The 21,171-nt window shown below is 70.0% G+C and carries 20 protein-coding genes; 12 read left to right on the forward strand and 8 right to left on the reverse strand.

Features of this window, described 5'->3' with window-relative positions; translation table 11 throughout:
- Window positions 1–94: 94 nt before the first annotated feature.
- Window positions 95–949, forward strand: a complete 855-nt coding sequence (locus tag BW971_RS06150) for an inositol monophosphatase family protein (protein WP_076478208.1) — start codon at window positions 95–97, stop codon at window positions 947–949.
- Between the two features lie 17 nt (window positions 950–966).
- On the opposite strand, the gene cei is transcribed toward BW971_RS06150, so the two are convergent.
- Window positions 967–1,662: an envelope integrity protein Cei gene (gene cei / locus BW971_RS06155; RefSeq protein ID WP_076478210.1), complete on the reverse strand. Its 696-nt coding sequence runs from the start codon at window positions 1,660–1,662 to the stop codon at window positions 967–969.
- Between the two features lie 380 nt (window positions 1,663–2,042).
- Here cei and BW971_RS06160 point away from each other — a divergent pair, with 380 nt between their 5' ends.
- Window positions 2,043–2,342, forward strand: coding sequence for a DUF4193 domain-containing protein (locus tag BW971_RS06160; protein ID WP_076477652.1), 300 nt, complete (start codon window positions 2,043–2,045; stop codon window positions 2,340–2,342).
- A gap of 174 nt (window positions 2,343–2,516) precedes the next feature.
- On the opposite strand, the gene BW971_RS06165 is transcribed toward BW971_RS06160, so the two are convergent.
- A complete protein-coding gene (locus BW971_RS06165) occupies window positions 2,517–3,038 on the reverse strand; it encodes a DUF3093 domain-containing protein (RefSeq protein WP_234974269.1) in 522 nt (173 codons plus the stop codon).
- Window positions 3,039–3,061: 23 nt separating this feature from the next.
- Here BW971_RS06165 and dut point away from each other — a divergent pair, with 23 nt between their 5' ends.
- The 4 genes from dut (at window position 3,062) to BW971_RS06185 (ending at window position 5,845) form a co-directional block, all read left to right on the forward strand.
- Window positions 3,062–3,592, forward strand: coding sequence for a dUTP diphosphatase (gene dut / locus BW971_RS06170; protein WP_234974270.1), 531 nt, complete (start codon window positions 3,062–3,064; stop codon window positions 3,590–3,592).
- Window positions 3,592–4,506, forward strand: a complete 915-nt coding sequence (locus tag BW971_RS06175) for a DUF3710 domain-containing protein (protein ID WP_076477656.1) — start codon at window positions 3,592–3,594, stop codon at window positions 4,504–4,506. The genes dut and BW971_RS06175 overlap by 1 nt, the downstream gene beginning before the upstream one ends.
- Window positions 4,507–4,722: 216 nt before the next feature.
- Window positions 4,723–5,094 carry an OB-fold nucleic acid binding domain-containing protein gene (locus BW971_RS06180; RefSeq protein WP_076477658.1) on the forward strand — a complete coding sequence of 124 codons (372 nt, stop codon included), beginning with the start codon at window positions 4,723–4,725 and terminating at the stop codon, window positions 5,092–5,094.
- A 118-nt stretch (window positions 5,095–5,212) separates the two neighbouring features.
- Window positions 5,213–5,845, forward strand: a complete 633-nt coding sequence (locus BW971_RS06185; RefSeq protein WP_083709455.1) for a DUF3159 domain-containing protein — start codon at window positions 5,213–5,215, stop codon at window positions 5,843–5,845.
- An 8-nt stretch (window positions 5,846–5,853) separates the two neighbouring features.
- Here the strand turns inward: BW971_RS06185 and BW971_RS06190 are convergent, their stop codons facing one another.
- Window positions 5,854–6,513 (reverse strand): potassium channel family protein, encoded by a 660-nt coding sequence (locus BW971_RS06190; protein WP_076477661.1) that lies wholly within the window; start codon window positions 6,511–6,513, stop codon window positions 5,854–5,856.
- Window positions 6,514–6,624: 111 nt separating this feature from the next.
- On the reverse strand, window positions 6,625–7,293 hold the full coding sequence (locus tag BW971_RS06195) for a potassium channel family protein (protein WP_076478214.1): 669 nt from the start codon (window positions 7,291–7,293) through the stop codon (window positions 6,625–6,627).
- A gap of 326 nt (window positions 7,294–7,619) precedes the next feature.
- Between BW971_RS06195 and BW971_RS06200 the strand changes: the two genes are divergently transcribed.
- From BW971_RS06200 to dxs, 3 genes are read left to right on the forward strand one after another with little or no spacing between them, the layout of a single operon-like run.
- The gene (locus BW971_RS06200) at window positions 7,620–9,650 is read left to right on the forward strand and encodes an APC family permease (protein WP_076477663.1); all 2,031 of its coding nucleotides are present in this window, start codon (window positions 7,620–7,622) and stop codon (window positions 9,648–9,650) included.
- A complete protein-coding gene (locus BW971_RS06205) occupies window positions 9,650–10,909 on the forward strand; it encodes a class I SAM-dependent RNA methyltransferase (RefSeq protein WP_076477664.1) in 1,260 nt (419 codons plus the stop codon). The genes BW971_RS06200 and BW971_RS06205 overlap by 1 nt, the downstream gene beginning before the upstream one ends.
- Window positions 10,910–10,969: 60 nt before the next feature.
- Complete coding sequence (gene dxs, locus BW971_RS06210) at window positions 10,970–12,931, forward strand: 1-deoxy-D-xylulose-5-phosphate synthase (RefSeq protein WP_076478216.1); 1,962 nt, start codon at window positions 10,970–10,972, stop codon at window positions 12,929–12,931.
- Window positions 12,932–12,937: 6 nt separating this feature from the next.
- Here the strand turns inward: dxs and BW971_RS06215 are convergent, their stop codons facing one another.
- Both BW971_RS06215 and BW971_RS06220 read right to left on the reverse strand, forming a co-directional pair.
- Window positions 12,938–14,257, reverse strand: coding sequence for an HRDC domain-containing protein (locus BW971_RS06215; protein ID WP_083709371.1), 1,320 nt, complete (start codon window positions 14,255–14,257; stop codon window positions 12,938–12,940).
- A gap of 12 nt (window positions 14,258–14,269) precedes the next feature.
- The gene (locus tag BW971_RS06220) at window positions 14,270–14,872 is read right to left on the reverse strand and encodes a DUF3000 domain-containing protein (protein ID WP_076477666.1); all 603 of its coding nucleotides are present in this window, start codon (window positions 14,870–14,872) and stop codon (window positions 14,270–14,272) included.
- An 84-nt stretch (window positions 14,873–14,956) separates the two neighbouring features.
- Between BW971_RS06220 and hemE the strand changes: the two genes are divergently transcribed.
- From hemE to hemQ, 3 genes are read left to right on the forward strand one after another with little or no spacing between them, the layout of a single operon-like run.
- Window positions 14,957–16,039, forward strand: a complete 1,083-nt coding sequence (hemE, locus tag BW971_RS06225) for a uroporphyrinogen decarboxylase (protein ID WP_076477667.1) — start codon at window positions 14,957–14,959, stop codon at window positions 16,037–16,039.
- Entirely contained in the window at window positions 16,036–17,457 is a 1,422-nt protein-coding gene (hemG, locus tag BW971_RS06230; protein ID WP_076477668.1) for a protoporphyrinogen oxidase, read from the forward strand. The genes hemE and hemG overlap by 4 nt, the downstream gene beginning before the upstream one ends.
- A gap of 60 nt (window positions 17,458–17,517) precedes the next feature.
- Window positions 17,518–18,213, forward strand: coding sequence for a hydrogen peroxide-dependent heme synthase (gene hemQ / locus BW971_RS06235; RefSeq protein ID WP_076477669.1), 696 nt, complete (start codon window positions 17,518–17,520; stop codon window positions 18,211–18,213).
- Between the two features lie 38 nt (window positions 18,214–18,251).
- Here hemQ and BW971_RS06240 read toward each other — a convergent pair whose 3' ends face one another.
- Entirely contained in the window at window positions 18,252–19,481 is a 1,230-nt protein-coding gene (locus BW971_RS06240; protein ID WP_076477670.1) for a glycosyltransferase family 87 protein, read from the reverse strand.
- A gap of 56 nt (window positions 19,482–19,537) precedes the next feature.
- Window positions 19,538–21,154, reverse strand: coding sequence for an alpha/beta fold hydrolase (locus BW971_RS06245; RefSeq protein WP_076477671.1), 1,617 nt, complete (start codon window positions 21,152–21,154; stop codon window positions 19,538–19,540).
- Window positions 21,155–21,171 lie beyond the last annotated feature (17 nt).

Below are 21,171 nucleotides of genomic sequence, written 5' to 3' on the forward strand. Positions count from 1 at the left end.
CGTGCTGTGCTGACATGGAGGTGTGACCGACGTACCGGCGACACCCGACCGATCGACCCACCTCACGACCTCGACGCACGGCGCCGGAGAGCGGGTGACCCGAGACCCGGTGGAGCTCACCCGCATCGCCGTCGAGATCGCCGAGGCGGCCGCTGAGCACGTCCGCGCGCGGCGGGCCGAGGTGTTCGGGGCGGGCCCGGGGCCGGCGCAGTCGCACGCGGTCACCGCCAAGTCGACGCGGACCGATCCGGTCACCGTGGTCGACACCGAGACCGAGACCCTGGTCCGCCGTCTGTTGGCACAGCGTCGGCCCGACGACACCGTGCTCGGCGAGGAGGACGGCGGCAGCGTCGACGTCCCCGACGGTGTGCGCTGGGTGGTCGACCCGATCGACGGCACGGTCAACTTCCTCTACGGGATCCCCGCCTACGCCGTCTCGTTGGCCGCGCAGATCGCGGGGGAGTCGGTGGCCGGGGCGGTGGTCGACGTCGCACGGGGCATCACCTACAGCGCCGCTGCGGGTGCCGGTGCCCGGGCCGACGACGGCGTCGAGTCCCGGGTACTCCGGTGCTCGGTGGTCGACGAGGTGGGGATGACGCTGGTGGCCACCGGTTTCGGCTATGCCGCCGACCGCAGGCGCAGGCAGGGCGAGATCGTCGCCGGGTTGTTACCGCAGGTCCGTGACCTCAGGCGGGTCGGCTCGGCCGCCCTGGATCTCTGCATGGTCGCCGCGGGTACCGTCGACGCGCACTTCGAGCACGGACTGAACCCGTGGGACTGGGCGGCCGGGGCGCTCATCGCCGCCGAGGCGGGGGCGGTGGTCACCGTGCCCGGTCCGGGGTCGCGCGGACAGGCAGGCGACGTGACCCTGGCGTCGGCGCCCGGCGTCGCCGCGGAGTTCACCGCGATCCTGCGTGATCTCGGTGCGTTGGATCCCGTCCCGGGCTGACCGACTCCCGGCGCCGGTCAACACTTCCCGGAGTGGACCGCCTTGATCAGGGACGGGTCGACGCCGGCCTTGGGATCCTTGGGGTCGGCGGAACGCAGTGACTCCAGCGCGGCCTGCGCGTCCTGCGACTGCTCGCGACCGGTGAAGTGCTGTCCGAGCGCCACGTCCACCTCGGTGCCCTTGCGACCGTCGTTGACGACCTGCGCGCACGGAACGGCGAGCCATACCGACGCGGCCGCGGCCTTCCCCGCGTCGCCGAAGCGGATCTGCGCCACACAGTTGAGGTCGGTGGCGCCGTACACGGTGTCGTCGCCGTAGGGGTTCGCGGCGGTGGGCAGGAATCCCTGCCCGGTCAGGTCATCGAGGACCTGGTGCGCCTGGCCGCGTTGCCCGGATGCGTTGAGCACCCGGACGGTGAACGTGGACAACGGTGCCGGGGCCACCCCGAGCATGGTGTCGCGGTCGATGACGGTGAGTCTCGCCGGAGCTGCCGGAGCTGCCGATGCGGTCCCGGACGCGGCAGCCGGGGCCGTCGGTTGCGGGCAGTCCACCGGGGTGGCGTTGGACGAGGCCCGCGAGAGGGCGCTGATCCAGACGGCGCCCATGATGACGATCAGCACCACCACGGTGATGATCGCGGGCACGATGCGGCGTCGGCGGAACGGTCGACCACGGTCGTCGGTGGGATAACCGGTCGTGATGTTCGAAACCACCAGAAAACGCACCTTTCGGGCCGGGTTGTGCGAGTCACCACTGTACGGTGCGCGCAACGCCATCCGGCGCACGTTCGCGGCGGTGTCGGCAGCCCCTTCGACGGCCGGATGCCGCAGGTGTTGACGCGGGCACCCCTCCTGGGTATGCTTCGCCCGCTTCCCCGGTATTCACGTCGACCGTCTGTCACACAAGGGACAGTGGCGAAGATCACACGATACCGGCATGGTGTGGGCAACGAATCGGAGGCATTCGACGTTGTCCAGTGAACGCGGTCGAGGCCCAACAGTGAGCCGAGATCGGCGACGTGGCATCCGCGGCAGACCAGGCCGCCGGCCACAACTCACCACCGGATGCTTCCAACACGACGTTAGGCGGACACATGGCGACTGACTATGACGCACCCCGGCGAACAGAGACCGAGGAGATCGGCGAGGACTCGCTCGAGGAACTGAAGGCACGGCGCAGCGAGGCCCAGGCGGCCTCGGTGGACGTGGACGAGGGCGATACGGCGGAATCCTTCGAACTCCCCGGCGCGGACCTGTCCGGCGAGGAGTTGTCGGTCCGGGTCATCCCCAAGCAGGCCGACGAATTCACCTGTACCAGCTGCTTCCTGGTGTATCACCGCAGCCGGCTGGCTCGTGAGTCCGGAAGTCAGCGGATCTGCGTCGACTGCGCCTGAGCGCGTCTCGACCCGGACGACCGGGGCCATCGGGCTCCACGAGGGACGCCCGCCCGCGGCGACGATGCCCCAGGGCGACAACATAAGTGAACACGAGGTGAGCGCGGTGTGGCGCTCACGTGACGAACTGCCCGACACCCCGACGGTGCCGGGCAGTCTTGTGTCTCGGGTCGGTCAGCGCGTGGCGGCGTCGGTCAGACCCAGCGCCGTGATCAGCCGCTCGGGATGCCGGGTGCTGACCAGCCAGTACGGCGTCGGGTCGTCGGGGTCGTCGAGGACCAGCAGCACCATCGTCTTCACCCAGAACTTGTGCACCAGATAGGCCGCCGGGTCGAGTTGCCTGCCCAGTGCCGCGCTCTTCGCGGTGGCGGGAACACTGCCCGCCCTCGCGATGACCGACACGGGCAGATGGGCCCTGTGGGCGAACAATTCCGGCGGGAAACCGTCGGCACCGGGCGCGACCCGGATCTGGGTGCGGCCCATCGACCACAGCATCCAGGCCGCCAACGCCGCGAGCAGCGGATAGGCGATCGCACTCCACAGCATGTGTCGCGCCGAGATCTGGATCTCGTATCCGAACACCGCCACCACGACGGCCGCGGCGGGCCACCACCACAGGGGGACGCGCAACCGCTCGTCGAAGGTGTGCGACGCGGCCGCGCTCTTGGGGGAGTCGGTCGAGGGGGATCCAGCCACGCCGTCAGCGTAGTCTCCCCGATGTGGCAAGCGATTCGGAGATCATCGACCCCCGTCCCGAGGCGCACGAGGTGTCCGCGGTGCGGGTACGCCGCCTCGATGTGGGGCTCCCGCTCCCGACCCGGGCTCACCCCGGTGACGCCGGTGTCGACCTGCACTCGGCTGTCGACGTCCGGCTGGAACCCGGTGCCAGGGAGCTGGTCGGCACGGGGATCGCGCTGGCCCTGCCCGTCGGCACCGTCGGCCTCGTGCACCCGCGCTCCGGTCTCGCCGCCCGCGCCGGACTGTCGATCGTGAACACCCCAGGCACCATCGACGCCGGGTACCGCGGAGAGATCAAGGTGTGTCTGGTCAACACCGATCCGACCACGCCGATCACCATCTCCCGCGGTGACCGTATCGCCCAGCTGCTGGTCCAGCGGGTGGAGCTGCCCGAATTCGTCGAGGTCGACGAGCTCGACGACACCAGCAGGGGCACCGGTGGATACGGGTCCAGCGGCGGCCACACCACGCTGGCGACCTCGGCCCCGTCGACCACGGAGGTGACGCCCTGATGGCCCGCCGCGACCGGCCCACCGACTCCGACGAGCAGACCCCGCAACCGGCCATCGGCCAGGGTCTGGGCCCCTACGACATCGGCGACCTCGGCGCCGAACCCGATCTGGAGAACTCCCATCTCGACCTCGGGTCGGTCTTGGTGCCGGTGGTCGAGGGCGGCCAGGTGACCGTCGAGATGTCCGCCGAACACCAACCGCAGGCGGTGCACCTGGTCACCCCGCACGGCCGCATCACCGTGGCCGCTTTCGCCGCCCCCAAGTCGCCGGGGTTGTGGCGTGAGGTGATGAAGGAACTCACCGAGTCGTTGCGTGGCGAGGGTGCCCAGGCGGCCTACGAGAACGGCCACTGGGGGCGCGAGATCGTGGCCACCGTCCCCGGTGCCGTGCACCGGTTCATCGGTGTCGACGGTCCACGGTGGATGGTGCGGTTGGTCGCCAGCGCACCCCCGGAGTCCGCCGACGCGCTGACTCCGGTGGCCAGGGCGGTGCTCAGCGAGAGCGTGGTGCGGCGGGGGACCGATCCGTTGCCCCCCCGCGAACCGTTGCCCGTGGTGCTGCCCCCTGTGCTCGCCGAACAGGTCGCCGCGGCCCAACAGCAACTGCTGGCCGAGCAGGCCGGAGACGAGGGCGCCGGATTCGACGTATCCGCCACCGAGACCCCCGTCGTCGAGACCGCGGCCGTCGCTCCCGGCTCCGACGAACCGGTCGCCGACCCGCCGCCCGGAGCCCGGTTCCAGAGCGCCCAGGCGACCGTGTTCAGCGAGGACGACGAGACACAGCCGGTCGTGCAGGACACCCCCGACGATGCGGTGACGCCCCCGGACGACCCCGCATCGGGGTCGGAGTCGGCCGAACCGTCGGAGGGCTCGGCGCTGCAACAGCTACGCCGCCGTCGGTGGCGGCGCGGCTGACGGCTCCGCGGCGTGCGGGACCTGCCGCAGGCGCATCGAAAGCGCAGGTCAGAGGCGTGAGTTCGGGCGGTCGGGCCGCCTGTGGTGAACCGCCGCGCACAGGTCTACAGTGGCCATGACCAAGGCCGGATGGGCCAGGGCTTGACAACGATGTCGGCGGGTGCGTCGACATGGTTGCCGGGAGTCGGGCACAGCCCGCCCGACGGAGAGGTGACAATGACCGCAGGTGGATACCTGAAGCGTCTGACGCGCAGGTTGACCGAGGACCTCGAGAGTCTCGACGCCGAGGAGATCTCACAGGAGTCGCGTGCGGCCGGTGGGCAGCGCGCGGCGGAATGTTGTCGAGGCGAAGAGGTCACGATGCACGGCGAACTGCGGTCGGTGCAGACGTGTTCGAAGGCCGCGCACAGCGGGGTGATCGCCGAATTCTTCGACGGCACGGACGTGGTCAAACTGAAGTGGATCGGTCGCAACCGCATCCCGGGTCTCGAGCCGGGTCGCAAGCTCACCGTCCGGGGTCGGGTGGGCGAGAAGGACGGGGTCAAGGTCATCTTCAACCCGTACTACGAGCTGCTCGGTGAGGACTGACCCCGTTTCCGGTGGCACCGACCCCGAGGGGGATCGAGTCCCCGGCGGGGACCACCACGGTGGTGACGACGAGACCACTGCCGGCGACGCGCGAGGTGACCGCGCGGACAACGGGACGATGCTCGAGCAGCTCGGTGGGGTCTCCGGGCTGATCTACTCCACGGTGCCGATCGTGGTGTTCGTGCCGGTGAACAGTTTCTTCGGTCTGAAGTGGGCCATCATCGCCGCCCTGGCGTCGGCCGCGGCGATCTTCGCCATCCGGTTGGCCCGCCGCGAAGCGCTCCAACCCGCCGTCTCCGGTCTCATCGGGGTCGCGATCTGTGCGTTCATCGCCCACCGCACCGGCAGTGCCAAGGGCTACTTCCTCTTCGGTATCTGGTCGACCCTGGTGTACGCCGCCGTGTTCGTCCTGTCGATCGTGGTGCGATGGCCGTTGGTCGGCGTGGTCTGGAACATGATCAACGGCAACGGCTCCGAGTGGCGCAGACATCGCCGGACGTTGGTCGCCTACGACATCGCCACCGCCTGCTGGGCGGTGCTGTTCATCGCCCGCTACCTCGTACAGTCGTCGCTCTACGACCACGACCAGACCGGCTGGCTCGCCGCGTCCCGCATCGCGATGGGCTGGCCACTCACCGCCGTCGCCGTGCTCGCGACCGTGCTGCTGGTGCGGTGGGCCGACCGCGGCGCCGCCGAGAGCCCGGACAACACCCGGTCGGGTGCCGCGTCACCGGAGCACGCCGGGGACTGAACCGACGATCAGGGCTCGATGATGGCGGTGCGCAGCGCCTCCTCGACCTCCACCGGGGCGATGAAGACCAACTCGTCGCCGCCCTCCACCGGGTCGTCGGACTGCGGCACGATCACCCGGCCGCCGCGCAGGATGGCGACGAGTGCGGCGTCGCGGGGCAGCAGCAGTTTGCGCACCGGTTTCCCGGCCAGTGGCGTGTTGTCCGGCAGCGTCATCTCCACCAGGTTGGCCTGGCCCTGGCGGAAGGTCATCAGCCGGACCAGATCACCCACCGACACCGCCTCCTCGACCAGGGAGGCCAGGATGCGGGGGGTGGACACCGCGACGTCGACGCCCCAGTCCTCGTCGAACAGCCACTCGTTGCGCGGGTCGTTGACCCGTGCGACCACGCGGTTCACCGCGAACTCGGTCTTGGCCAGGAGACTGACCACCAGATTCGCCTTGTCGTCGCCGGTGGCCGCGACCATCACGTCGTAGGTCTCCAGCGCGGCCTGTTCCAGGTTGTCCAGCTCGCAGGCGTCGGCGAAGAGCCAGGTGGCCCCGACCACCGCGTCCTCGTCGATGTGGGCGCGTTTGCGCTCCAACAACGTCACCTCATGGGAGTTGGCCAGCAACTCGCGGGCGATGGACCTGCCCACCGCGCCTGCGCCGGCGATTGCCACCTTCACGGGTTCCTCCTGTGGGCACGGGTGCCGTACGGATGGCTCACGGTCGCGTAGGCCCCCGTCGTCTGGGATGCCGTCGCGCGCGATGTCGATGGTCGGGGAGTGGGTGACCGGTCAGGCATCGTCGCGCTCCCGGGGTGCGGCGGCGATCGCGCGGGCTTCGTCGATGCGTTCGCGGAGCACCGCGACGTAGATCGAGTCGTCCTGCTGCAGCGCGGTCTTCGGATCCGGCAACACGGCGTTGCCCAGGCGCAACAGGAACACCACCCGGGCCCCGGTCTGCGCCTGCAGCTTGGCTGCGGTCACCCCCACCCACGATTCGTGCAACTCGAGGGGGATCACCACCACCTTGCGTGACGGGTCGCTCCAGCCGTCGTCGGCGCGGGACTCACCGAGCGCGGACATGAACCGTTCGGTGGTCCACGGCACCGTCGCGACGGTCGGGATGCCGAGGCGTTCGTAGACGGCCGCCCGTTTGGCGTCGTAGATCCGCGCGACGACCCGTTCCACGCCGAACTGCTCGCGGGCGACTCGCGCGGAGATGATGTTGGAGTTGTCACCCGAGGAGACCGCGGCGAACGCGTCCGCCTCGTCGATGCCCGCCTTGCGCAACACGTCCCGGTCGAATCCGACGCCGCGCACGCGGGTGCCCGTGAAGTCGGGGCCGAGTCGGCGGAACGCGGTCTCGTCGCGGTCCACGATCGCGACGGTATGACCCGCCCGTTCCAGCGCCACGGCCAGGGACGACCCCACCCGGCCGCAGCCCATGATGACAATCCGCAAACCGAACTCCTCGCTGGTCGGTGGTCGGTACGCACCGGTCCGCCACGTCGTGCACGACGCATCGTGACGCCAGTATCCCCCGGCGGTCTGAAACCGTAGCGCGTGCGTCCGGCGAAAACTGCGGGAGATCCGATCTCCCACAGTTTCGGTTGTCAGCCGCCGATGCATCGACGGGAGATCCCCGGTCGAGCGGGAAATCGGATGTCCCGCAGTTTTCGCGGGCAGGCCACCGGCGGCCGGAGCGTGCGCGGTCACCGGACCACATCGGTCCGGGAGTATGCGGGTCGGGGGGACGACGTCGGTCGCCAACCCCTAGTGTTGCCTGCGTGTCGAAGGTCTCGAAGGTGTCCGTGGCGACCAAACGGCTGGTGCTCGGACGCCCCTTCCGCAGCGACAGCCTCGGTCACACCCTGCTCCCGAAACGCATCGCGCTGCCGGTCTTCGCCTCCGACGCCATGTCGTCGGTCGCCTACGCCCCCCAGGAGATCTTCCTGGTGCTCTCGGTGGCCGGGTTGTCGGCGTACACCTACACCCCGTGGATCGGGATCGCTGTCGCGGTGGTGATGGCCGTGGTGGTCGCCAGCTACCGACAGAACGTGCACGCCTACCCGTCCGGCGGTGGCGACTACGAGGTCGCGACGGTCAACCTCGGTCCCAAGGCCGGGTTGACGGTGGGCAGTGCACTGCTCGTCGACTATGTGCTCACCGTCGCGGTATCGATCTCGTCGGCCGCGGAGAACATCGGTTCGGCGATCCCGTTCGTCGAACAGCACAAGGTGCTCATGTGTGTCGGCGCGATCCTGCTGCTCACCGCGGTGAACCTACGCGGCATCAAGGAATCGGGTGCGGCGCTGGCCGTCCCCACCTATGCCTTCATCGTCGGCATGGTCGTGATGCTGGTCTGGGGGTACGTCGAGATCTTCGTGATGGGGAGGTCGCTCACCGCCGAGACCGCGTCATACGGGGTGAAGGCCGAGCACAACCACCTCGTCGGCATCGCGTTCGTGTTCCTCATCGCCCGGGCGTTCTCGTCCGGCTGTGCCGCGCTGACCGGTGTGGAGGCGATCAGCAACGGGGTGCCCGCCTTCCGCAAGCCGAAGTCCCGCAACGCCGCGACCACCCTGCTGCTGCTGGGGTCGATCGCGGTGGTGTTGCTGCTGGGGATCATCCTGCTGGCCAAAAAGATCGGTGTGAAATACGTCGCCAACCCCGCCTCCGACCTGGTCGGTGCACCGGCGGGTTATCAGCAGAAGTCGCTGATCGCCCAGCTCGGGCACGCGGTGTTCCACGACTTCACGCCCGGCTTCTATTTCATCACCGTGGTCACGGCGCTGATCCTGGCGTTGGCCGCGAACACCGCGTTCAACGGGTTCCCGGTCCTCGGTTCGGTACTCGCCCAGGACAGGTATCTGCCGCGGCAGTTGTACACCCGTGGCGACCGGTTGGCCTTCTCCAACGGCATCCTGTTCCTGGCCGCCGCGGCGATCGTCTTCGTCGTGGCGTTCGGCGCCCAGGTCACCGCGCTCATCCAGCTCTACATCGTCGGTGTGTTCGTCTCGTTCACGCTGAGCCAGACGGGCATGGTGCGGCATTGGACCCGCAGCCTGCGGACCGAGACCGACCCCCGTGCCCGCGGCCGGATGCAGCGGTCGCGGGTGATCAACTCCATCGGGCTGCTGATGACCGGCACCGTGTTGATCATCGTGTTGCTGACCAAGTTCACCGCGGGTGCCTGGATCGCCATCGTGGCGATGATCGCGATCTTCGTGATCATGATGCTGATCCACCGGCACTACAACACCGTGCAGGATGAACTGCACAACGCGGATGCGGACTACGAGTCGATCCTGCCCAGCCGCACCCACTCGATCGTGTTGGTGTCCAGTCTGCACCTGCCGACCCGTCGCGCGGTGCTCTACGCGCGGGCCACCCGCCCCGACGAACTCGAGGCGGTCACCGTCAACGTCGACGACGCCGAGACCCGCAAGTTGGTGTCGCAGTGGGAGAAGAGCGACATCTCGGTTCCGCTCAAGGTGATCGCCTCGCCGTACCGGGAGATCACCCGTCCGATCATCGACTACGTCCGTCGGGTGCGGCGGGAGTCCCCGCGCGACGTCATCACGGTCTTCATCCCGGAATATGTGGTCGGCCACTGGTGGGAGCAGATCCTGCACAACCAGTCGGCGCTGCGACTGAAGGGTAGGTTGCTGTTCGAACCCGGGGTGATGGTCACCTCGGTGCCGTGGCAGTTGTCGTCCTCCGACCGCCGCAAGGACCGGGACACCCTCTACACCGCACCCGGTGACACCCGGCGCGGTGTCGGGTCGGTCCGTGCGGCCGACCGCTCGCAGCGCTGATGACCGGTCTCGGATGGGTGGGGCAGGTGCTCACCGTCGAGATCACCGGATTCGCACACGGCGGGCTGGGTGTGGCACGCCATGACGGCCGGGTGGTGTTCGTGCGCGGCGCGCTGCCGGACGAGCGGGTGACCGCCCGCGTGGTCGACGATCGCAAGGCCGCCTTCTGTCACGCGGAGCTGGTCGAGGTCCTCACACCCTCGGTGCATCGCATTGATCCCGTCTGTCCGGCGGCCGCCGCGGGCGCGGGATGTTGTGACCTGTCCTTCGTCACCGGGTCGCACGGACGAGAACTCAAGAGCCGGGCGTTGGCCGATCAGCTACGCCGCATCGGCGGAGTGGACTGGGAGGGGGTGGTGGAACCGATCGGGTCGTCGGACACCGACGCACCCCAGGTCGGTTGGCGTACCCGGGTTCGTCTGGCGGTCGACGCCGACGGTCGTCTCGGCTACCACAGACACGGCAGCGACGAGGTGATCGCGCAGACCGACTGCGCCCAGCCGGTGGCCGGCCTCACCGACGGGCTCGCCGGTCTCGGCGGACTGCGTCCCGGCACCGAGCTGGTGGTGTCGATCGACGACGCCGTCGGCGACGCGGCCCCCGCGCGGCAGATCGTGCAGATCGCCGCGCCGAGCCGCGGTCGAGGTCGGCAGCGCCGCCGCCCCCGTACCGGACCGCCCCGGGTGATCGAGGGCGGCCCGACCACCCTGCGACGAGTCGGGGAACGGATGTGGCAGGTACCGGTGACCGGGTTCTGGCAGGCGCACCGCGACGCCGCCCTGGTGTACAGCGACGTGGTCACCGGCTGGGCATCGACCGGCGCGGAGGTGGCCGTCGGCTGGGACCTCTACGGCGGCGTGGGGGTGTTGGCCGGGGCACTACGCGACGCCGGGGTGGCGCAGGTGTGGACCGCCGAGGGTGACGCCACGGCCACCGCGGTGGCCGTGAACAGCTTCGCCGACGACAGCGGGGTCCACCCGGTCACCGGGTCCACCGAGACGGTCGTCACCGGACTGCCCCGTCCGGGCGTGGTGGTCGCCGACCCGCCGCGGTCCGGGGCGGGCAGGGCGGTGGTCGCCGCGATCTGCGCGGCCGGACCCGACACCGTGATCCACGTGGGCTGTGACCCCGCCGCCCTCGCGCGGGATCTGCGGTTGTTCGCCGAGCACGGATACCGCGTACGCGACATCCGCGGATTCGACGCGTTCCCGCTCACCCATCACGTAGAGGCCATCGCCGTGTTGAATCGCGACCGGTGATCGTCTGCGATCTGAGGCCACGTCCGTAGACTGTCGCCTACACCGCAGATTGGAGTGTCGATGGGTCAGCTCGAAGCGATCCGGTGTCCCGCAGACCTGCGTGGACTGTCGGACGAACAGGTCTGCGACCTGGCCGACGAGATCCGAGAGTTCCTGATCGACAAGGTTTCTGCCACCGGCGGTCATCTCGGCCCCAACCTGGGTGTGGTCGAGCTCACCCTCGCCGTGCACCGGGTGTTCGACTCACCGACCGATCCCGTCGTCTTCGACACCGGCCATCAGAGCTACGTGCACAAGATCATCACCGGCCGGGCGGCCGGTTTCGACCGATTGCGTCAGCGCGACGGTCTGACCGGGTATCAGGACCGAGGTGAGAGTGAACACGACTGGGTGGAGTCGTCGCATGCCTCCGCCGCGATCTCCTACGCGGACGGACTGTCGAAGGCCTTCGAGCTCGACGGGGCCGACCGACACGTGGTCGCCGTCGTCGGGGACGGCGCGCTCACCGGCGGCATGTGCTGGGAGGCGTTGAACAACATCGCCGACGGTCACCGCCCCGTGGTCATCGTCGTCAACGACAACGGCCGCTCCTACGCACCGACCATCGGCGGCCTGGCGCGACATCTGTCCGGTCTGCGGTTGCAGCCCGGATACGAGAAGGCCCTGGAGGAGACCCGCAAACTGCTGCAGCAGGTGCCCGTGGTCGGACCCGCGGCGTACGCGGTGATGCACGGTCTGAAGACCGGTCTCAAGGACCTCGTGGCCCCGCAGGCCATGTTCACCGACCTGGGGCTGAAATACGTCGGACCGGTCGACGGCCACGACCTGCACGCCATGGAGTCGGCCTTGTCGCAGGCCAAGGCCTACGGCGGTCCGGTCATCGTGCACGCGGTGACCCGCAAGGGGATGGGTTACGCCCCCGCGGAGAACGACGAGGCCGACCAGATGCACTCCACCGGCATCATCGACCCCACCACCGGCATCCCCACCAGCGTGCCGCCACAGGATTGGACGTCGGAGTTCTCCGCCGCGTTGGTCGAGGCCGGCGCGCGCCGCGACGACATCGTCGCCATCACCGCGGCGATGTCCGGCCCCACCGGGTTGGCCGCCTTCGGCGAGCGCTTCCCGCACCGGTTGTTCGACGTCGGCATCGCCGAGCAGCATGCGCTCACCTCGGCCGCGGGTCTGGCCCTCGGCGGCAAACATCCGGTGGTCGCCATCTACTCGACCTTCCTCAACCGCGCCTTCGACCAATTGCTCATGGACGTGGGTCTGCTGCACCAACCGGTGACGTTGGTCCTCGACCGCGCTGGGGTGACCGGCCCGGACGGTCCCAGCCATCACGGTATGTGGGATCTGTCGCTGCTGGCGCTGGTCCCGGGAATGCGGGTGGCCACCCCGCGAGACGCCGTCCGGTTGCGCGAGGAACTGGGCGAGGCGCTGGACGTCGCGGACGGCCCGACCGCGCTGCGGTTCCCGAAAGGCCCGGTGCCGGAGGACATCCGCGCGGTGGAGCGGCTCGACGACGGGGTCGACGTGTTGTACCGGTCGACCCGCCACCCCGACGACGTGGTGATCGTCGCGGTGGGGGCGCTGTGCTCGTTGGCGGTGGACACCGCCGAACGGTTGGCGCATCAGGGGATCGGCGCCACCGTGGTCGACCCGCGGTGGGTGCTGCCCGTGCCCGGTTCGGTGGTCGAGCTGGCCCGGTCGCACCGGCTGGTGGTCACCGTCGAGGACAACGGGGTGCAGGGCGGCGTGGGGGCCACGGTCACCGCCCGGCTGCAGGACGCGGAGATCGACATCCCGGTACAGGTGCACGGCATCCCGCAGGAGTACCTCCAGCACGCCTCCCGGGGGCAGTTGCTCGAACAGCTCGGCCTGACCGCGCAGGACCTGTCGCGCAGCATCACCGCCACGGTGTCGGGAATGCAGTCGGCAGGCGTGCACGACGACTCACGCGACGACGCGGACGTCGAGGCGTCCGGGGTCGACACCTCCGGGGTCGAACAGGACCGCTGAGTCGGCTCAGTCGTCGGCGGTGGCGGTGTCGTCCTGCGCGTCCGCACCGACCAGCGCGGCGGCGATGGCTGCGACGGTCAGCTCGCGCTGCCACCGGCGCGCGGATCCCTCGCTCAGCCGGGCGTCGACGCTCTCCGCGGTGACCGGGGACGGCAGTCCGTCCCAACACAGCTGGCGCACCAGATCGGGTTGCAGCAGGTTCTCCGCGGGCACGCCGTGTGTCTCGGCGATCCCGGTCAGCTCCGCGCGGACCGCGGTGAACCGCCGGGACGCGTCGGGGTTGCGTTGCCGCCACCGACTCACCGGCGGCAGACCGGGTTGGCCGGCGCCGCGGGCGGGCAGGTCGGCGTCGGGCAGTGCCCGGGCACGTTCGATGGCCCCCCACCACCGGCGGGCCTGCCGCCGCTGTCGCGGGCCCTTGAACACCGGTAGTCGCAGCAGGTCGTCCAGGCTGGTGGGCGATGCGGTGGCCGCCTCGACCATCGCCTTGTCCGGCAGTACCCGCCCCGGGGCGACGTCGCGGTTGCGCGCCACCTCCTCGCGGGCCTCCCAGAGTTCCCGCACCACCGCGAGTTGTCGGGGACTGCGCACGGTGTGGATCTGCGAGGTGCGGCGCCACCGATCGGTCCGCGGCGCCGGATCGGGTCGGGTCCGGACGTACTCGAACTCCTCTGCCGCCCAGCGATCCTTGCCCTGGTCGGCCAGGGCCGTCGCCACCGCGTCACGCAACTCCACCAGCACCTCGACGTCCAGGGCGGCGTAGTTCAACCAGTCGTCGGGCAGCGGGCGCTGCGACCAGTCGGCCGCACCGTGGCCCTTGGCCAATCCCAGCCCCAGGAATTCGGCGACCATCGTCGCGAGGTTCACCCGCGCCACCCCGAGGAGCCGGCCGCCCAGTTCGGTGTCGAACAGCTGGGCACACCGGAAACCGAGCTCGCGGAGACAGGGCAGATCCTGGTCGGCGGCGTGCAACACCCACTCCGGGCCGTCCAGGACCTCGGTGAGTGGGGTCAGCGCCTGGGGCGCGTCGATGGGGTCGACGAGAAACGACCCGGCGCCCTGCCGGCGGATCTGGATCAGGTACGCCCGCCCCGAATAGCGGAACCCCGAGGCGCGTTCGGTGTCGAGGGCCACCGGTCCCGAGCCTGCCGCCAGCGCAGCGGCCGCGGCCGCGAACTCGGCAGGTGTGGTCAGCACGGGTGGAACCCCGTCAGCGGGTGTCGTCAGGGGCTCGGGTTCACCGGCGGGGTCGTCGGTGACGGCGGCATCGGGAACGGGGGTCTGCGAGGCAGGTGTCACCGCGTCGGCGGGGTCCTGAGCCGTCATCGCGGGGTCGGGTCAGCTCGGGATCTCGCCCAGCCGGGTGATCCCGGCGGGAGGCAGTCCGGCGACCGCCGAGAGCACATCGCAGAACGCCTCGACGTGGGACCCCAGCGCCAGGCCGGTCGCGGTCCAGGACGCGCGCAGTTCCAGCTGATGGGCCCGGGGTGGGCCGGCGATGTCACCGAAGCGCACCGAGGTCGTCGACGTCACCGTGCCACCGAGTGCCGTCACCTCCGAACCGTCGTTCCGTGGCGCCTCGGTCAACGCGTCCGACAGCCAACTCCACGCCACCTCGGGCAGCAGCGGGTCGGTGGCCAACGCCTGCTCCACCTCGGCCTGCAGATAGGCGACCAGGCGGATGGTGCCGTTCCAGGCATCCTGACCGTCAGGGTCGTAGAGCAGGATGAGGCGACCGAAGGCGGTTCCGTCGGAGTCGGTGGGCACCACGTCGGTCTCGGGCTGGCGCACCTCCGCGCCGAGCGCGTAGCTGTACGGGGCCAACCGTTGCGGCGGGCGGATGCTGCCCACCTCGATCTCCGGTCGGATGCGGGCCGAATGCATCGAATCCACGGCGACACGGAAATCGGCAGGTTGAGCCGAGGTTCCGGATGTGGTCACCCGATCGACGGTAGGCGTAACCGCAGCACCGGGCGGGTAGGCGCGCCGACGGGGGACGGTCGCGGCGTGAGACGATGGTTGCCGATGAGCCTCCCGACGACGCCGTCCGCGACGGCCGCAGCCGCCACCCGCCTCCCGTTGATCGCCGCGGCCACCGGTGCCACCCCCGACCGCAGGCCGGTGTGGTTCATGCGGCAGGCCGGACGGTCGTTGCCCGAGTATCGGGAGGTGCGGGCCGGCCACGGGATGTTGGAGGCGTGTTTCGACGCCGACCTGCTCACCGAGATCACCCTGCAGCCGGTGCGCAGACACGGGGTCGACGCGGCGATCCTGTTCTCCGACATCGTGGTGCCGTTGCGGGCCGCGGGCATCGACCTCGACATCGTCGCCGGTACGGGTCCGGTCATCGCCGAGCCGGTGCGCGACCGGGCGGGTATCGCGACCATCCCGCAGCTGCTGCCGGAATCGGTGGGGTCCGTCGCCCGCGGTATCGGCACGCTCACCGCGGTACTCCGATCCGACCATCCGGGCACCGCGTTGATCGGCTTCGCCGGGGCTCCGTTCACATTGGCGTCGTATCTGATCGAGGGCGGACCGAGCCGCAACTACGAGCGGACCAAGTCACTGATGTACTCCGACCCGGAGGCCTGGCATCAACTGGTCGGCAGGCTCGCGGACATCACCATCGCCTTCCTGCGCATGCAGCTCGAGGCCGGGGTCGACGCGGTCCAGCTGTTCGATTCGTGGGCGGGGATGCTCTCGTTGGCGGACTACCGCGAGTACGTGCAGCCGCACAGTGCCCGGGTCCTCGCCGAGGTCGCCGACTTCGGTCGCCCGCGGATCCACTTCGGCGTCGGCACCGGGGAACTGTTGGCCGCCATGGGTGAGGCGGGTGCCGACGTGGTGGGTGTCGACTGGCGGTTGCCACTGGACACCGCGCAGCGGCGCATCGGCGGCGACCGTGCGCTGCAGGGCAACCTGGATCCGGCGATCCTGTCGGCGCCCTGGGCGGTGATCGACCGCGAGGTCCGGCGGATCTGTGCCGAGGCCGACGCCGCGATCGCGACAGGCGCCCGCGGCCACATCTTCAACCTCGGACACGGGGTCCTGCCCGAGACCGATCCCACCGTGCTCACCCGCATCGTGGAGCTGGTGCACACGCTGTGAACCCCGGGTCGCCGGCGGCCGGACCGGCCCGACGGCTCACGATCGCGGTGATCGGCGGTGGCATCTCCGGACTGGTCGCCGCCCATGCTCTGCGCACCCACCTGGGTGCGGAACTGGACCTCGATCTGTTCGAACGGTCGGACTCGCTCGGTGGACTGCTGCGCGAGCGGGTGGTGGCGGGCCGGGCCGTCGACGTGGGTGCCGAGGCCTTCGTGGTGCGTCGCCCCGAGGTGCTCGCGCTGGTCGACGAACTGGGGTTGTCGCACAGCGTGGTCCACCCGACGGGTCGTCGGCCCGCGCTGTTGGCTCGGGGCAGGCTGTGGCCGCTGCCGCGTCCGACTCTGATGGGTGTTCCGGCGGGCCCCGAGGCGATCGCCGATGTCGCCGACGCGGACGACGTCGATTGGACGCGTGCCGAACCCACGCGACCGCTGGGGTGGACCCGCGGGGACGATCCGGCGTTGGGGGAGTTCGTCACCGAACGGTTCGGGGCCTCGGTCACCGCGCGCAGTGTCGACCCCATGCTCGCCGGGGTCTACTCCTGCCGGGCCGACGACATCGGGCTGCGGGCGGCGCTCCCGCAGCTCGCCGCCCGGCTCGACGCCGGTGCCGAGAGTCTCACCGCCGCGGTCACCGGACTGATCAGCGCGGGTGGGGACGGACCGGTGTTCGGCACCCTCGACGGCGGTTATTGGATGCTGGTGGACCGGTTGCGCGTCACATCGGGGGCCACCGTGCATCTGAACAGCACGGTCGACGCCGTGACCCACGACGGGACGGCCTGGCGGCTGGGAGACCGGGGTGAGCACGTCGGGGGTGCCTACGACGGCGTGGTCGTCGCCCTGCCCGCGCCCGCGGCCGCGACGGTGCTGCGCGACGGTGCACCGGAGGCGTCCGCGGCCCTGAGGCGGGTGCAGGTGGCCGGATCGGCCCTGGTGTCGGTGGCGTTGGCCCCCGCGGCCCGGATACCCGACCACTCGGGGGTGCTCGTCGCCACCGGCGAGCCGACCGCGGCCAAGGCGTTCACCTTCTCCTCGCACAAGTGGCAGCACCTCGTCGGCGATGCGCAGCATGTGCGGATCTCGTTCGGCCGTCTCGACGACCCGGTCACCCTCGCCGACGACGCACTGGTCGCCGCGGCGGTCCGTGACCTCGGCCGGGTGTCCGCGCTGGCCGGTGGCGCGGTGTCGCCGGGGGATGTGGTGGACGCGGTGGTCCAGCGTTGGCCGGTCGGGTTGCCGCGATACGCCCCCGGGCACGGCGACCTCATCGCGACCGTGGACGCGCACCGGCCCCGCGGCCTGGCGTTGGCCGGATCCGCCTATTCCGGGGTCGGGGTGCCCGCATGTGTGGGGCGGGCGCGGCACGCGGCCCGGCTGCTCGTCGGAGATCTCGCCGATGGCACGATGGGTGCATGACCGGACCGGATGCCCCACACACCGCCTGTGAGAGCGACGCCCGATGAGCAGGCTGAACCCATGAGCAGACTGAACTACGCGGAACTGAACTCGACCATCCGCTACCTGATGTTCTCGGTGTTCGCGGTGCGACCGGGTGAACTGGGTGACGATCGCGCCGCTGCGACCGCCGAGACCAAGACGTTCTTCGGGGAGCTCGAGGATCGCGGTGTGGTGGTCCGCGGGCTCTACGACGTCGCGGGGATGCGTGCCGACGCCGACTTCATGATCTGGTGGCACGCCGAGACCGTCGAACAGTTGCAGACCGCGTACCACGATTTCCGCCGCAGCACTCCGCTGGGCCGGGCGAGCACCCCGGTGTGGAGCAACACCGCCCTGCACCGACCCGCCGAGTTCAATCGCAGCCACATCCCGGCGTTCCTCGCCGGCGAGGACCCCGGCCGCTACATCTGCGTGTACCCGTTCGTGCGGTCGTACGAGTGGTACCTGCTGCCCGACGCGGACCGTCGCAAGATGCTCGCCGACCACGGGATGCAGGCACGGGAGTTCAAGGACGTCCGCGCGAACACCGTCGCGTCGTTCGCGCTGGGGGACTACGAGTGGATTCTGGCGTTCGAGGCGCCGGAACTACACCGCATCGTCGATCTGATGCGTGAGTTGCGGGCCACCGAGGCGAGGATGCACGTGCGGGAGGAGACGCCGTTCTTCACCGGCCCGCGGATCGAGCCCGCCGAGCTCATCGCCGCACTGCCCTGACCGGTCGGCCACCTCTCGACCAGATGAGATCGCCCGTGTCAGCTCGTGGGCAGGCGCCGTTCCGGCTCGGGTGAGGTGCCGACGGGTGTGCGGGCGTGCTCGTTGCGGACGTCGAGATAGCGGAACAGCAGCACACAGAACACGCTGAACATCAGCACCGACCAGCCCCAGGTGACCTTGTTGTACTCGAGCACCCGGCCCAGCGCCGCCCACCGCTTGGACGAGAAGCTGTCGAAGTTCATGCACAGGTAGACGCCCAGCCACACCGGCCAGTTGCGCATCACCGAACCCGGCATGAGGACGGTCATCACCATCGGGAACAGCAGCATCGAGTAGTAACCCTGCCCCAGCGACGACACCAGGAACGACGTGCAGAGCAGCACACCGGCCGAGGTGGTCAGCCACAGCAGCTCGTTGGTGCGGCGGTAGTAGCGGTAGAGGAACCACAGGCAGAACACCGCCATCAGGACGAACGCGATCCGCATCAGGTAGAGCAGCCAGGGCTGCACACCGAGGTAGGAGCCGTTGCCGGCGATGGAACTGTTGTAGTAGTCGCGCGCCAGACCCAGGTAGGGGACGGTGCGGCGGACGAACGACATCGGGTCGGCCGACAGCGGCCAGGCCAGCGCGGTAAGCACCACCGGGATGCCGATGGCGGTGACGAGTGCTCGCCACTGCCGGTTCAACAGCGGCAGCAGCAGCAGCGGCGCCAACACGGGCTTCACGGCCAGGGTGAGCGCGATGGGGACACCGGCCCACAGGTCGCGACGCGCGAGCAGCAACATCATGAACAGCAGCTCGCCGAGCAGGACGAACGAGTTGAAGTTGGTGAAGATCAATGTGTGCGCCACGGTCTCGGTGCTGAAGAAGAAGAACAGCACCAGCGGCATCACCACCGACCGCACGCCGTAGCCGAACATCCTGGTCAATAGATACGCGCAGATCAGCAGGGCGATCACGCTGACGAAGATGAACAGCCAGCGGGCTCGCTCGGGGTCGATGTAACCCAGCGGTGCCATCAACAGCGTTCCCGACGGTGGGTACAGATAGTGCGGGTCGACGGTGTTGTAGTTCTCGGTGTACACGGGCTGGTGGCGCAGGAAGGCCAGCGCGGCCTTGTAGACCGGGGTGAAGTCGTCGGTGCGGTCACCGTTGACGCCGAGGAACACCGATCTCTGCACGATCAACACGATGCTGATGGGCCACAGGATCAGCGACACGATGCGCTGGGTGTCCATCGTGGGCGAGAGTCTGTCGAGCATCGGCACCCGCGAACCGTACTACGACGGTGTGTCCGGAACGCGAACTGACACCGGCCCGGCGGTCACGCCGGGCAGTCCGTGGACGGCGGTGCGGTGCCCGTGTCCAGGTAGGCGCGGGTGGCACCACCCGCGCAGTCCGAGCGGGCCCAGGCCGAATATCCGACGCCCTGCCAACCGATGGCGCCCACCGAGACCCGGGCGCCGACGAGCGCTTTGGTGACGGCCTCGATGCCACCGTTGCCGTTCAGGGTGTCGGCGGCCGCGGACAGCAGCAGCACCGGCACGTCGAGGCCGGTGACGGTGGGCGCGGGCGGACCTGCCGACCAGCCGTTGCAGCGCAGCAGGTCCAGGGCGGTGGTGGTACCCGTGAGTCGGTACTGGGTGGTCCAGTCACCGAGAAGCTGGTCGACGGTGGACCGACCCACCGTGGCGGCGACGTCGTTGCATCGCCCGACGAGCTGACCGTCGCCGTCGCGCAGCGCATGTGCGGTGCTCACGGCTGTCTGCAAACGTGACGTGTCGCCGGCGCCGGCCGCGGAGAGGATGTCCGCGGCCGCGGTCACCGAGCTGCGGCGATCGAGCGGTCCGACGGCGAGCGAGGTGGTCAGCGCGGCAAGCACGTCGGTGTCGGAGAACCCGGACAGATCTCCTGCCGCGGCGCGGTCGAGGAGGCGGCGTACCGCGGCACCCGGGTCGGCACCGAGCGAGCAGTCGACGGCGCGACACTGGTCGGCGAAGCCGTCGAGGGCGGCCTGCACCCCCGCGGCGCGGTTCTGGGCGCGGTCCTTGGTGTCGGTGCGGTACGGGGTGGGGGTGTCGAGCACCAGCCGGGCGACCCGCGACGGGTAGAGCCCTGCGTAGGCCAGCGCGACGTCGCCACCCTGACCGACACCGACCAGACCCAGGCGGTCGACCTGCCAGATGGTGCGCAGCTTCTCGATGTCGGCGGCGGCGAAGGCACTGGTGTAGTCGAGTTGGTGGGGGCTGAGGGTCTCGGTGCAGCCGTCGGCGGCCGACGCCGCGGCGGCCGCCAGCCGGTCGGAACGCTGCGCTCCGGACGCGGCCGGGGGCGGCTGAAAGCCGTCGGCGACCAGGGTGCTGCGTTCGGTGCGGGTCAGACAGTCGATGGGATCGCTGTTGCCGGTACCGCGACGGTTCAGCGCGACGACCGGATGGTCGAGAAGTTGTTCGTGGTTGGGGCCGGCGGCGTAGAGCATCAGGGCCGCCGCCGAGGGCAGGTCGGTGCCGGTGGTCAACACCACCGGTGTCGCCTCCCGCGCGGTCCGGGTCAGCCGCGCGCGAACGGCACCGACGGTGACGGTGTCGAGCCCCTGGGTGCCCGGCGTGGCAGCGGTGCGGAACGACGCGCACTCGAGGATGACGTCCGACGCGGGGGTGGCGAATCCGTAGGAGCGGACGAGGTCGTCGCGGCAGTCGCGCCAGCCGAGGTCGGCGCGCGGCGACTGCAGTGCGGGCGGACCGGACGGTGCCTGCACCGACGACGAGGTACCGCCGCCGTGGGCGTCGTCGCCCACCACCAGTGGGGGACCGTTGTCGGGCCCGACGGCGCACCCGGCGATCACCACACAGCTGATGATGATCAGCCACAGTGCGATCGGACGTCCGACCGAGGAATGACGCGACGACGGGTCGTGCGGTCGGCGGTCCGGTCGGCGCATATCGGCGAGCCTAGCGG

Origin of the sequence: Williamsia sterculiae (assembly GCF_900156495.1) — a bacterium.
GTDB lineage: Bacteria > Actinomycetota > Actinomycetes > Mycobacteriales > Mycobacteriaceae > Williamsia_B > Williamsia_B sterculiae.

What these genes read in the sequence shown, in the direction of transcription:
- BW971_RS06215 (WP_083709371.1), bottom strand. Translation starts at nt 14,257, where the DNA reads ATGACGGCTCAGGACCCCGCCGACGCGGTGACACCTGCCTCGCAGACC.
- BW971_RS06245 (WP_076477671.1), bottom strand. Translation starts at nt 21,154, where the DNA reads ATGCGCCGACCGGACCGCCGACCGCACGACCCGTCGTCGCGTCATTCC.
- BW971_RS06185 (WP_083709455.1), top strand. Translation starts at nt 5,213, where the DNA reads ATGCTCGAGCAGCTCGGTGGGGTCTCCGGGCTGATCTACTCCACGGTG.
- BW971_RS06175 (WP_076477656.1), top strand. Translation starts at nt 3,592, where the DNA reads ATGGCCCGCCGCGACCGGCCCACCGACTCCGACGAGCAGACCCCGCAA.
- hemE (WP_076477667.1), top strand. Translation starts at nt 14,957, where the DNA reads ATGAGCCTCCCGACGACGCCGTCCGCGACGGCCGCAGCCGCCACCCGC.
- BW971_RS06180 (WP_076477658.1), top strand. Translation starts at nt 4,723, where the DNA reads ATGACCGCAGGTGGATACCTGAAGCGTCTGACGCGCAGGTTGACCGAG.
- BW971_RS06205 (WP_076477664.1), top strand. Translation starts at nt 9,650, where the DNA reads ATGACCGGTCTCGGATGGGTGGGGCAGGTGCTCACCGTCGAGATCACC.
- hemQ (WP_076477669.1), top strand. Translation starts at nt 17,518, where the DNA reads ATGAGCAGACTGAACTACGCGGAACTGAACTCGACCATCCGCTACCTG.
- BW971_RS06160 (WP_076477652.1), top strand. Translation starts at nt 2,043, where the DNA reads ATGGCGACTGACTATGACGCACCCCGGCGAACAGAGACCGAGGAGATC.
- dxs (WP_076478216.1), top strand. Translation starts at nt 10,970, where the DNA reads ATGGGTCAGCTCGAAGCGATCCGGTGTCCCGCAGACCTGCGTGGACTG.